The following is a 12,390-nucleotide window of genomic DNA, read 5'->3' as shown; positions in this document are numbered from 1 at the left end:
ACAAACTAGAATGTTCAAATATTTAAAAAGAAAGGGAAGATACTGAATGACAAAGGTATTGTATATCACGGCTCATCCTCATGATGACAAACAATCTTACAGTATGGCCGTTGGAAAAGCATTTATTGACACATATAAAGAAGTAAATCCTAGCCATGAAATTGTAAATATTGACCTTTATAAAGAGAATATTCCAGAAATTGATGTGGATGTTTTCAGTGGTTGGGGGAAACTTCAAGCTGGAAAGGGCTTTGAAGAACTCTCGTCGGAGGAGAAAGCGAAAGTTAGTCGGCTCTCAGAGTTATGTGAGCAATTTATAGCCGCCGATAAATATATATTTGTAACGCCTTTATGGAATTTTTCATTCCCGCCGGTTTTGAAAGCGTATATTGATTCCGTAGCTGTTGCAGGTAAATCATTTAAATACACTGAACAAGGCCCCGTTGGTCTTTTAACTGATAAAAAAGCCTTGCATATTCAAGCCCGCGGTGGTATTTATTCAGAAGGACCGGCAGCTGAAATGGAAATGGGTCACCGATATCTAAATATCATTATGCAATTCTTCGGAGTGCCTTCCTTTGAAGGTTTATTCATTGAAGGACATGCAGCAGTGCCTGATAAAGCACAAGAAATTAAAGAAAATGCTATAGCACGTTCAAAAGATTTAGCTTCTACTTTTTAAATCAAGGACCAACAATTTTTGTTGGCTCAGTTTGTCGACAAAAGGGGTTCGGAATTAAAAAATTCTGAACCCCTTTTGAAATTCCCTCTGAATTTCGTCTTAAGTTAAAGAGATTGGGGCTCTACGAACCCACTATGTTAGGCCATTTTTGGTCCTCGCCATGTCCAATTGGCCTTCTTCTTTAAATTAATGGCAGCGAAAGTAAGCCATATTTGTTTCAACTATGGTTTCCATTATTGAATGAAGGTTAGTTTAATTAAAATAACTGGATCAATACTTGGGCCTCCTACCTCTGAATACATATCTTTCACCAAGTCATAAATTAAAGGGAAGTCAATGGTAGCCTCCAGTTTACGAACCAAATGGTTCGGTGGCACCAGTTGATCTAAAGTAATCATTTCAAGTTGATCTCGCTGAATAGAATCATGTTTAGAAAGCATCCTCATCACCTCAGGTTTTAATACTTCTATATTTAAAACAAAAATGACTCTAGGCAAAGGTGTTCTATCTAAAAGGTAAGACAAAGTTGATTGGAGCGGGTGTACGAGACTCCTGCTTAGAAAAGTGCGTCTAGGGGAGACCCCGCAGGCGAAAGCCGAGGGCCGACAACCCCGCGGAATGCGAGTGCCCTACGTTCCAATCAACGTCCGTATTTGTACAAGCCATAAAAATAGACAAACTCGATTTTCTTCGAGTTTGTCTACAGTTTGAGCCAACAATTTTTGTTTGCTCTTTTTTTGTCAAAATAAAAAATAATTATGTGTCTGAATTCTTCTTCACCAATCATAGCGCATTAAGACTTCGTATTTTATCCGCAAGTTAAAATCCAGACCGACCTAACGTCGTTCCAACATGGAATTATATTAATCATTGTATAAAAAGTCAGAAAAATATAAAATATACTTAAATCGGAGGGCTTCTTCTTATTTCTTGGAACAATCCCGTAATTATAATTTTGATCCTATTTACAATTGTCATGAGTAGGGAATTTCTAATTGTTCCACTATCATTTAAATATTTATTTCTTAAAAGAAAAGAGTGGTTTTTATGATGAAAGACATTAAAAATATTTATTGTATAGGTCGAAACTATGCCTTGCATGCAAAGGAATTGAATAATGAAATACCAACTTCCCCTTTTTTATTTTCAAAACCGACTCATTCGCTCGTGGAAGCACACGGTCAATCAATTACGTTGCCGAGTAATCAGGGTTCCGTTCACTTTGAAACTGAACTTGTCATACATATCGCAAAACAGTTCGAACCAGGAATGAAAGTAGATGAAATAGTAGACTCCATGGCCATTGGGTTGGATCTGACACTTAGAGATGTTCAATCACAGTTAAAAGAAAAACAGCATCCTTGGCTTTTGGCTAAAGGATTCAAAAATTCGGCAGTTGTTAGTGATTTTATTCCGTTTCCAGGTGTTGAAGCATGTGAACAATTAGATTTTTCCCTTTTAAAAAATGGAGAGCGTGTACAGGTCGGGAATATTAAAGACTTACTTTTTGATTTGCAAACCATTATAGAATTTACAGCAAAGCATTTTGGGCTTGGAAAAGGAGATATAATTTATACCGGTACTCCAAGTGGCGTCGGTCCTCTTTCAGATCAAGACCAGCTTTCACTTAACTGGGGTGGAAATGAAATAGGGTCCTGTTCTGTTACAATGGGTTAAAGAAAAAAGCAGTCTTTTTGACTGCTTTTTTTATGGATTAGCTCAATTTTAGACAAAAAGAAGAAACTCGTCTAAAATAACCATATAACATACATGGATGGCACGCACTTTTTTAAGTTTAACCATTACATTATGGCTTTGGTGAATTTATTTTTTTGGAGTATCTTAGAACAATTTATATGCCTTATGATAATCAATTAAAGTGACAAATTTTAATTATATAGGATGGAACAGGGTGGAATGTGCATGAAAAACAACCAAGAAAAGAAGTATTTAGATAATTGGCTCTCGATTACAAATATTCAAATGGGCATTACGAATGAGCTGGAAAGTGCTTTGCAAAAAAAACATAACCTTTCATTAAAAGAGTTTTACGTTCTTTACTTTTTATCCAAAACAAGCGAAAAACAATTGAGGCTACAACAATTACAAGAGATGGTAGGATTAAGTCAAAGTGCTATATCCAGGCTGGTAGTCAGGCTTGAAGCAAAAAGCTGCGGCGTATTACAAAGGCAAACATGCGAAGATGATCGAAGAGGTATTTACACACGGTTAACTACATTAGGTGAAGAAAAACTACAAATATCCTTAAATACTGTTCATGAAATTCTGCACTCTGCTTTTTCAAAAGGAAACCTTCAAGAGGAATTGCAATCCTTAATCGAGAAATTATAATTTGGTTCTAATATCCCTTAATAACGTGAAGTCGGTTATTTCTATATATTTTAGATAGGAATATACCTTTAGCCCAGTAAGGTAATAATGAACGGATCTGTTGTGAAAGAGAGAAGTGTTTATCCGAAGTTGAATGTAAGCGCATGCATTTAAGAGGGGTGGAATAGGTTTGTTTTACCAGTGAGGATAAATTAGTTTAATGGCTAATAATGTTCCGGGAAATGGATATATCATAATAAAGACGAACTGTTATTTTTAAAGTATTTTCTAAACAAAAAAAATGCCAGGGCGGAGGATTGTTAGCTCCTGGCATTTTTGTTAGAGAGAAAATTGAACTCTCTCTTTCTTTACTATGCCGTTTTGTTGCTGGATTTCCCCCTATATTAATATAATTAATAATTAAAGAGAAGGAATCAATCCTTCTCTTTTTAATTGGCTCTTTTCGTAAAGATTGTTGTTTTTAAAACGAAACTATTTAAGGTTGATTGGAGCGGAAGTGCGAGACTCCTGCGGGTGCAGCGGGACAGGTGAGACCCCACAGGAGTTTACACCGAGGAGGCTCACCGCCCGCCCCGCGGAAAGCGAGCATCTGGAGGGGAAATCAACCACAACTCACTACCTGGTTAAATAGCAACAAAGTATGTAAAAAACAGCCTTTTAATTTAATAATCCATCAACAGCATCATAAAAGACGACGAACTCCATTATCAAAGGAAGATCACTTACTGCGGCAAATTATTTGAAACTATTTTCATTTTTTGACGTAATACTATCAGGGATAATTTAGAAATCTCATAAAAAACAAATGGATTTCCTGTTCTTTCTAATTACGCCCCATTATACATATAAATTCTAATATAGGTTTGACGAAGGGAAGAGGACGTATGTTTAAAAAAATCTTAGCTAGCTTAGGAAAAGGAGCTGCAACTGTAGATTTACAATGTGACAATCATAATTATCAAGCTGGAGAAAGCATTCAAGGGCAGATAGTCATTCATGGCGGTGAGGTGGAACAGAAAATCAATCAAGTGACTGTCCGGTTGATGATGAATGTGGTATTAACCCAAGGAAGCGTTACTAAGGAAGTTGCACATATACCATTAATTAATCGAGATTGTATTCAGCCCAAAGAACGTAAGGTCATTCCTTTTCATTACGTCCTACCTGCGAATATACCTATTTCAAGGGGAACTGTCTCATACTATCTGGATACACATCTTGATATTGAGGGCGGGGTCGACCGCAAAGATGTAGACCGGCTAGTCATCCAATCCCAGGAATCCATCACATCCATTTTTAATGCAATGGCTCAATTAGGATTTCGCGAGACAGCTGACTCAGGTAAACTCGATCAATATGGACAGGAATTTGCTTTCTTTCCCACTCAACAATTCATGGGACAAGTAAATGAAGTGGAAATGCGGTTTGCCAATGAAGAATCAGGTATCCGGGTCTGGATGGAGGTTGACTGTAAAAGCGGCTACAAGGAAATTGAAGCGAAACGAGAGTTTCATTTAAATCAAGAAGTTCTTGAGCAAGAAGACGATCTTCATAAGCTAATTGGAAAGTATATATCGGAAGCTATAGAACAGCCTTATGCTTTTACACAGCCGTTCTCTTATTCCGCAAACCATCCTCATGGTCGTTCTTCCCAAATGGGAAACGCTATACCTGGAATGGTTGGTGGATTGGCAGTGGGTGTTTTAGGGACTATGTTATTCACTGAGATGATGGAAGGTTTTGATATGGAGGAGATGTTTGAAGAAGCAACAGAGGAATTTGATGGGGGATTTGATTCATTTTTTGATAATGGGGATGGGGAATCCTGAAAATAATTAGGGTATGTTATAAAATAAAAAAAGGCCCACTAATCAGTTCTTGAGTAAGAATTAGTAAACAAGCGTTACTTACTTTGATCAGTAAGTAACGCTTGTTTTATTGTTGTTTTATAAGCCAGGAAGAGAACATTTAATAGTGCACTTGCTTCCTATTGCGCTCCGATTTTCCCCTTAATCCTCATATATTTGGAAAAGTTTTATCATCAGTCTAAAATCTCCGTTCTCCTTTCCCGGAACAGTTCACTAAAAACGAAGTCATATCTAGCCGATTGTGATAAAGGATTAGGTGAAGATCATGAAGGAAAATGAAGAAGTGATGGAGAGAAAATATGAATGTTCAACTATGATAACCACAAAGTTAATGGAATTGACATTCTTTCATCTTCTGAAAATAGCCCTTCGTTTTTTGGTTCGGCGTGAAAAAAATGAATAAACAATCATATAAGGTTAATTCTATAGACAAGAAAGTTAAAAAGGAGATTACATCGTGAAGCCATATGAAATAAAAAATATGATTATTGATGACGAGTTTAATGGTGAAGAATCGGTTACAGCTGACTTTACTCACAATGATAAAGATTATAGCATTACTTTAAAAAAAGAAGATCTTGAAATAATTAATGCATGGGTTTTTGAGGATGGTTCATCTCTTCCTGCAAACTTATCAGGGACTATCATTGAATCATTAAGAGAAGATATTAAAAAGAGAATCTAGTCATTGGCACTAGATCTTTTTTTGTCATTTTCTAAATCGAAGAAAAATGTAGCCTTGTTTATATGGATGATAAAAGATAATGAAAAATTATTGCTTGTAGTGCAATACCAATAAGAGTATTAATATGTTTTACTTCAGAAAATTTGTGGACAAGGAATTCTAACTGTTTTGTTTACTAAATTAGTTAGTATAGCTAAAAGGTATTTAAAAAAATATGGCTTTCTGAATAAGAAAAAAACCTTAATCGAAGAAAATAGGCTTTTAAGAAGTTAATTTCCAATAAGACCCAATACGGCGCTAACTAAAGGTACTATTGAGGACTTTAATAAAAATACGAGTGAAAGTTAATTCACTCGTACTTTTTTAAAACGATAGCTGCATTATGACCTCCAAAACCAAATGAATTGGATAGACCAGTACTTATTTTCACTTTCCGAGCAACACCTGGAACATAATCTAAATCACATAATGAATCAGGCTTTTCTAAGTTGATGGTTGGAGGAATAATTCCTTCCTTTAAACTTTTTGCCAAAGCAATTGCTTCCACCCCTCCAGCTGCTCCTAACATATGACCTAGCATAGATTTATTAGCTGTTATTGGGATTTGATAAGCTTTTGATTCAAATAGTTTTTTAATCGCTAGTGTCTCAGATCGATCTCCCACTTCTGTACTTGTTGCATGTGCGCTAATAACATCAATCTCTTCTGGAGAAATATTTGCGTTTTTTAAAGCCATTTTCATTGCAAGGTAGGCTCCTTTTCCTTCTGGGTGTGTAGCTACCATATGATAGGCATCAGAACTTGCACCATACCCTATGACTTCAGCATAAATCTTTGCATCTCTGCGTAAAGCGTGAGATAAAGATTCCAAGATTAAAATTCCTGCTCCTTCTGACATGACAAATCCATCTCGATTTACATCAAAAGGACGGCTAGCTTTAGCTGGATTATCGTTTCTCGTTGATAATGCTGTAGCATTACCAAAACTAGCTAGTGATAAATCTGTAATAGCTGCCTCTGCTCCTCCAGCAAAAACGGCATCAGCTTCTCCAAAGCGAATAAGCCTGAATGCTTCACCAATAGCGGTATTTCCGATTGCACAAGCAGAAACAGGTGACATAGTAGGTCCCATTGCGTTCCATTTGATACTAATTTGGGCTGCGGCAGCATTAGAAATCATGGCTGGTACCAGGGTTGGACTGACTCTTCTTGGACCTTTCTCTCGAAGAGTATCCACATTTTCAATCAATGTTTCAATTCCTCCTATCCCCGAACCAACATATACGCCAAGTCTTTCTAGATTGATATCATCAATATCTAATTTAGAATCATTCCAAGCTTGTTCAGCAGCGGCTAAAGCAAATTGGGAAAAGCGATCTAGACGTCGGGCTTCATTTTTCCCTAAAGTATCATCTGCATTAAAATCACGAATAATTCCAGCAATTTTTGCTTTATGGTTGCTCACATCAAATGTATCAATAGAGGAAATGCCTGACTTACCTTCAGTCAGATTTCTCCAAAATTTTTCTACGTTGTTTCCAATAGGAGAGACTACTCCCATTCCGGTAATAACGACTCTTTCCATTTTTCATCACCCCAAATGAATAGTATACTCGTATTATACTTCAGGGTTATCCTATTACAAGTGAGTGTTTATCCTGGTATAATAACTACCCGGTTAAATGGTTATGATGGAGGGTTTAGAAATGAATGATAAAACCAGACTTGAAGCTTTGTCTACATTTTTGAAAACGAAGCGATCCCAAATTAAGCCTGAATCTATAGGTATACCTGCTGGTACCCGGAGAAGAACACCTGGCTTACGAAGAGAAGAAGTTGCACATTTGGCGGGAGTTAGTACTACTTGGTATACGTGGCTAGAGCAAGGTCGGGATATTAAGGTCTCTACAAGCGTATTGGATTGCATATCTACAGCTCTGCAATTAAATAATGATGAACGAGAGTATCTATATGATTTAGCTTTAGAAGTGAAATCATCCATTATTCATCGAAAGAAGGATCAGCCAAAACTTAGTCCTTCTTTGGAAAGAATTTTAGCGGAGTTAACGTATTGCCCTACTATCATTACAGATCGACATTGTCATATTGTAGGCTGGAACAATGCTGCCGCTCACGTATTTCTAGATTTTGAACAACTTCCTGATGTCCAAAGAAATTTGATCCATCTATTATTTACAAGAAAAGAATTAAAATCATTAGCTGTGAATTGGGAGCATTTTGTTAAAGGATTTCTTTCCATTTTTCGTGCCTATTATGGTCACTACTTAGGTGATGAGTGGTATAACCTATTTATTAAAGAAATGAGTGATTCTCATCCGGAATTTCAATCTTTATGGCAAGAAAGTCAAGTGAGTAAAGCTCCAGAAATGATGATTGAATTTAGACATGCCAAAGCCGGTAAGATGCTGTTTAATTTAACTTCTCTCCAAGTCCAGGGGGACATGGACCTAAGATGCAGTATCTATACACCAGTAGAGGGAACAGCTACGGAAGATAAATTAAAAACGATTAATGAAAAAAGTCTCCATTGAAAGTTAATAAACCAGCATATCTACAGTCTATGAAATAATACTCGCAAAATACTTTAACTAAGGTGCTTTACTTCAATAAGGCAGGTTGCTGAGGCAGCCTTTTTCATATGGCACGAACGGGACAGTTTAGTTTAGGTATATTTCTTTTCTTCACCAAATTATAGAAAAATCCGGTTATCCTAGTTAGGCAAAGGAAAACCGGATTTTTTCTTTATTTGGGTCTAAAGCATTAAAAATTGCAAAAGATAGTTTCATCGAACCAGCTTTAAATAATTTGCTCATGAAGTATTGCTACCAATCAATTCGTTTTCCATCTTTGAAGAATCCCCCGTTAGGTCCTTCAGCTCCAGTAGTAGCTAACCAAAGGATAGATTCAGCAGCTTGCTCAGGAGTTCTTGGAGCAGATGGTCCCCCCATATCTGTACTTACCCATCCCGGGTCGACCGCATTTATTTTGATATCAGATTTGATTTCTACAGCTATTAATTGTGTCAATCCATTCAGGGCAAATTTGGACATTTTATAAGCGCCTACTCCTGGATATGACATTTCGCTCATTGCCCCATATTCTGAGGAAACATTGATGATTCTCCCATAGCCTTGTTTTTCCATGAGGGGAATAAAGGAACGGATCATATGGTAAACTCCAAAGAAATTGGTTGCCATTGTATTCTCTAAAATTGATGGATCCATATTCAATAATTGTTTATTCTCATCCAGATACACGCCAGCATTATTAATCAATACGTCTAATCTTCCATACTTCTCATTTATTGCTACCGCAGCTTGACGGATGCTGTCTTGATTATTGACATCTATCGACACAAACGAAACGTCCAGATTTGACTCCCTAAGTTGTTGTATCGCTTTATGACCCATCTCCGGATCTCGACTTGACAAAATAACCTTAAAACCTATCAAAGCTAATTGTTTGACCAATTCATATCCAATTCCTCTATTTCCGCCTGTGACAAGTGCAACTTTCGTATCCTTTGACATGTTAATTCCTCCATTTTTCGGATAATAATTTTGAGAGAGGAGATTTCTCAAGTTAAAGCCTGTAAACATTCCGAGAAGAAATTGAAAGGCTGTCAAGATTTTCTCGACAGCCTAAATTTCAGAAAATGAATAGCTCTTAGTTTTATCTTCCTTTTATTATTACCAAGGTTGACGTGTTGGTCCAATTGTAAACTCATTAATGTTCGTATCTTCTGGCTGATCAATAGCGAATGCCACAATATTGGCAACTCGATCAGGTGCAATACCATATTGTTCGTACAGCGCAGTCATACCTTCTGAAATATTCTTATCAGTAATCGTATCCAGCAATTCCGTGTTGATCGCTGCTGGATAAATAGTTGCTGTGCGGATGTTTGTACCTTCTTGGGCAGATTCCATACGCAAAACTTCCATTAAATCACGAACAGCCCACTTTGTTGCTCCATAAACAGCACCGCCTGGGTATGCTTTAAGCCCAGCTACTGATGACGTAGTGATGACATGTCCAGACTTTTGCGAAGTAAATGTTGGCAATACTGCTGCAATACCATTCAATACACCTTTAATATTAACGTCAACCATGCTGTTCCACTCGTCAGTTTTTAATTCGGAAAGTGGTGAATTAGGCATTAGTCCAGCGTTCAAGAAGATTACATCAACACCGCCAAAAGTGTCTTTAGCTAGTTGAACAAGCTGCTGACTATCATCTGGGTTAACGACATCAGTGACGCGATAAGCCACTTGACCACCGTTCGATCTAATTTCTTCTGCTAATTTTGCTAAACGCTCTTCACGTCTTGCGCCAAGTACAACTTTTGCACCTTTTTCAGCTAACAGCTTAGCTGTTGCTTCCCCAATACCGGAACTTGCGCCCGTAATTACAACCACTTTGTTTTCAATTGTCATTTCGTTTCATCCTTTCATGTAAAATAAAACTACAATTGATGTTTTCTCGACATCTGTCTATAATTTAAAATATAAATTTAAACAAGACAAGGCATATAAATCGTTAATTTAATCAGTTTTGTTGTTTAAACAGCAAATCAATAAAAATTGTTGACTATCTCAAGGAAAGTATGGTGTTAATATGGCAAAAGTGGATAGAAGAATTGTAAGAACTCAAGAAGCAATTAAGAAAGCATTTCTTGAATTGATGTCTGAAAAAAATTTTGACAGCATGACCATTCAGGATATTTCTGACAGGGCAAATATTAACCGTGCAACTGTTTATCTCCATTACTTGGATAAATATGATCTGTTGGATAAAATCATAGAAGAACATATCAATAACATGGTTAACCTTTGTGAATCGGAAGCTGAAATGGATTGGATTGAATCGACTGTACACTGCATGGAATATCTTGAACGTAATTATTTATTTTTTTCGACGATGTTGGCAAGTGAGGGAGCTCCGTACTTTCGCAGCCGGTTTGTTCAGCATAATATCGAAGAGTTCAAAAAAGACGTGGATATAACAAAAGGAAAAAATTTTGGTCAAAGTGAAGATGTAGTTGTCGAATTTGTGGCAAATGCTTATGTAGGTGTAGTGGAATGGTGGTTAAAAAATGGCATGCCTTATCCACCGCAGGAAATGGCAGAGAAAGTAGGGGATTTATTAGAGAGGATTTTATAGAAAATGTTTAGAATTACAAATAAATATTTGACTATTCTGGAAATTATTGATAATATTTACGCATAAAAGAATCAATCGGCAATGGCGCCTGTTTCAATAGCTAATAACGAGCTATTGGGCAGGCGTCTTTTGCATTTTTCAGGGGGGATAATATGAATAATAGAACCAAATTAAAGGCTCTATTTGGCATGATCATCATTTGCTTGTTTTTGTCTGCTTCCTTAGAAGCGGCTGCAAGCGGAAATGCAGTTTCGACTGAGCAAAAAAGGGAGGGCCACTGTATTCAAGTGTTGAATAAAGGAAAATGGGCTCCTGACACCTATAAGTCTGTTCAAAACCTTATTGATAAGCATGGTGCTGGAAGTACAGCATACGATCCAAATCGAAAACCTTATGTTGTTTTTGATTGGGATCATACGAGCATCATGAATGATACGGAAGAGGCCCTCTTTCTCTATCAAATTGATCACTTGGCATATAACATGCAACCGGAAGAGTTTTATGAAGTGATCAAAAAGAATGTGCCGAATGGACCCTTTTCACACGAGTTTAAAAACCTCCAGGGAGATGCAGTCACTCTCAAGCAGATCGCCGAGGATCTGAAACGCGATTACGAATTTCTTTATTCCAACTATAATGGGATGAATGTAAAAGAGCGATTAGAAACGCTACATTCAACTGATCGATTTAAAGATTTTAAAGCGAAAATGTACTTTCTGTATGAAGCCATTGGGGAAACATACGGTGTTGAAATCGGATATCCATGGGTGCTTTATTTATTTGCGAACATGTCGACCGAAGAAGTTCAGCAGCTTGCAGAGGCTTCAAATGATTATAACTTAGGGGCGGAAATGGCATCGGTGACGCTTATAAGTCCTGGGTCCATGTTAGGAAAAGCCGGTACTGTTGAAGTTACCTATACAACAGGACTGCGTCTGGCCTCGGAAATCGCAAACTTAATGCATACTTTTATGGAGAATGGGATTGACGTTTATGTTATTTCGGCTTCGATGGAAGAGGTGGTGGAGGTATTTTCGTCAAATCCAAAATACGGCTACAACCTTCCAAAGGAAAATGTCTTTGGGATGAGATTAAAAAAGAAGGAAGGAATTACTCAAGCAGAATATGAAGACAATTGGCCGATCACTGCTCGAGAAGGTAAGGTGGAAGTGATCGAACACGCCATCTCCAAAACGCGGGGCGGATACGGTCCGATATTCGTAGCTGGAGACAGCAGTACAGATTATGAAATGCTGACAATTAAGAGTTTGAAACTAGGTTTAATTATCAACCGCCTCAAAGCAGGTGATATCGGCAAGCTTTCGAAAACAGCTGCAGAACGTATGGGCAAAAACAACCCGAAATATGTTCTCCAAGGAAGAAATGAGAATACAGGCTTATGGATACCGACTGAATACACGATCAAGCTTGGGTCAAATGAAGAAAAATTGTTGGCGAATTAAAAAGATTCGTCCCAGTAGATTCAGTCAAACTGGGAGTATAAAATAAAGATTGATGATGACATCTTAGACTCGCTTTTATACATTCAAGTTTGCGAAACATATCCAAAATCAGTGTAAATCATGCACCCTATTTCCATTAGCCATATTAAATGAAGA

At 37.2% G+C, this 12,390-nt stretch carries 11 protein-coding genes and 2 pseudogenes; 9 read left to right on the top strand and 4 right to left on the bottom strand.

Features of this window, described 5'->3' with window-relative positions; genetic code table 11:
* Window positions 1-46: 46 nt before the first annotated feature.
* Window positions 47-682 carry an FMN-dependent NADH-azoreductase gene (locus NYE65_RS01590; protein WP_340859612.1) on the top strand — a complete coding sequence of 212 codons (636 nt, stop codon included), beginning with the start codon at window positions 47-49 and terminating at the stop codon, window positions 680-682.
* Window positions 683-918: 236 nt separating this feature from the next.
* Here the strand turns inward: NYE65_RS01590 and NYE65_RS01585 are convergent.
* Window positions 919-1,122 (bottom strand): annotated as a pseudogene (locus NYE65_RS01585) (IS5/IS1182 family transposase); the annotation flags it as partial.
* A gap of 610 nt (window positions 1,123-1,732) precedes the next feature.
* On the opposite strand from NYE65_RS01585, the gene NYE65_RS01580 reads away from it, so the two are divergent.
* The 5 genes from NYE65_RS01580 (at window position 1,733) to NYE65_RS01560 (ending at window position 5,587) form a co-directional block, all read left to right on the top strand.
* Window positions 1,733-2,359 carry a fumarylacetoacetate hydrolase family protein gene (locus NYE65_RS01580; protein ID WP_340862073.1) on the top strand — a complete coding sequence of 209 codons (627 nt, stop codon included), beginning with the start codon at window positions 1,733-1,735 and terminating at the stop codon, window positions 2,357-2,359.
* A gap of 246 nt (window positions 2,360-2,605) precedes the next feature.
* The gene (locus NYE65_RS01575) at window positions 2,606-3,034 is read left to right on the top strand and encodes a MarR family winged helix-turn-helix transcriptional regulator (RefSeq protein WP_328178579.1); all 429 of its coding nucleotides are present in this window, start codon (window positions 2,606-2,608) and stop codon (window positions 3,032-3,034) included.
* An 884-nt stretch (window positions 3,035-3,918) separates the two neighbouring features.
* Complete coding sequence (locus NYE65_RS01570) at window positions 3,919-4,863, top strand: sporulation protein (RefSeq protein WP_340859611.1); 945 nt, start codon at window positions 3,919-3,921, stop codon at window positions 4,861-4,863.
* Window positions 4,864-5,167: 304 nt separating this feature from the next.
* Window positions 5,168-5,305, top strand: a complete 138-nt coding sequence (locus NYE65_RS01565) for a hypothetical protein (RefSeq protein WP_340859610.1) — start codon at window positions 5,168-5,170, stop codon at window positions 5,303-5,305.
* Between the two features lie 54 nt (window positions 5,306-5,359).
* Entirely contained in the window at window positions 5,360-5,587 is a 228-nt protein-coding gene (locus tag NYE65_RS01560) for a hypothetical protein (protein ID WP_063575845.1), read from the top strand.
* A 349-nt stretch (window positions 5,588-5,936) separates the two neighbouring features.
* On the opposite strand, the gene fabF is transcribed toward NYE65_RS01560, so the two are convergent.
* Window positions 5,937-7,172 (bottom strand): beta-ketoacyl-ACP synthase II, encoded by a 1,236-nt coding sequence (fabF, locus tag NYE65_RS01555; RefSeq protein ID WP_328178434.1) that lies wholly within the window; start codon window positions 7,170-7,172, stop codon window positions 5,937-5,939.
* A gap of 121 nt (window positions 7,173-7,293) precedes the next feature.
* Between fabF and NYE65_RS01550 the strand changes: the two are divergent.
* Window positions 7,294-8,146, top strand: a pseudogene (locus tag NYE65_RS01550) (helix-turn-helix transcriptional regulator).
* A 284-nt stretch (window positions 8,147-8,430) separates the two neighbouring features.
* On the opposite strand, the gene NYE65_RS01545 reads toward NYE65_RS01550, so the two are convergent.
* Both NYE65_RS01545 and NYE65_RS01540 read right to left on the bottom strand, forming a co-directional pair.
* Entirely contained in the window at window positions 8,431-9,138 is a 708-nt protein-coding gene (locus NYE65_RS01545; RefSeq protein ID WP_328178435.1) for an SDR family oxidoreductase, read from the bottom strand.
* A 159-nt stretch (window positions 9,139-9,297) separates the two neighbouring features.
* Window positions 9,298-10,044, bottom strand: a complete 747-nt coding sequence (locus NYE65_RS01540) for an SDR family oxidoreductase (protein ID WP_328178436.1) — start codon at window positions 10,042-10,044, stop codon at window positions 9,298-9,300.
* A 181-nt stretch (window positions 10,045-10,225) separates the two neighbouring features.
* Here NYE65_RS01540 and NYE65_RS01535 point away from each other — a divergent pair, with 181 nt between their 5' ends.
* Window positions 10,226-10,771: a TetR-like C-terminal domain-containing protein gene (locus NYE65_RS01535; protein ID WP_328178437.1), complete on the top strand. Its 546-nt coding sequence runs from the start codon at window positions 10,226-10,228 to the stop codon at window positions 10,769-10,771.
* Between the two features lie 152 nt (window positions 10,772-10,923).
* Window positions 10,924-12,234: a haloacid dehalogenase-like hydrolase gene (locus NYE65_RS01530; protein ID WP_340859609.1), complete on the top strand. Its 1,311-nt coding sequence runs from the start codon at window positions 10,924-10,926 to the stop codon at window positions 12,232-12,234.
* Window positions 12,235-12,390: the final 156 nt, after the last annotated feature.

Origin of the sequence: Peribacillus sp. FSL R5-0717 (assembly GCF_038002945.1) — a bacterium.
GTDB classification, from domain to species: domain Bacteria; phylum Bacillota; class Bacilli; order Bacillales; family DSM-1321; genus Peribacillus; species Peribacillus frigoritolerans.
This window is presented reverse-complemented; position numbering and strand designations above follow the sequence as displayed.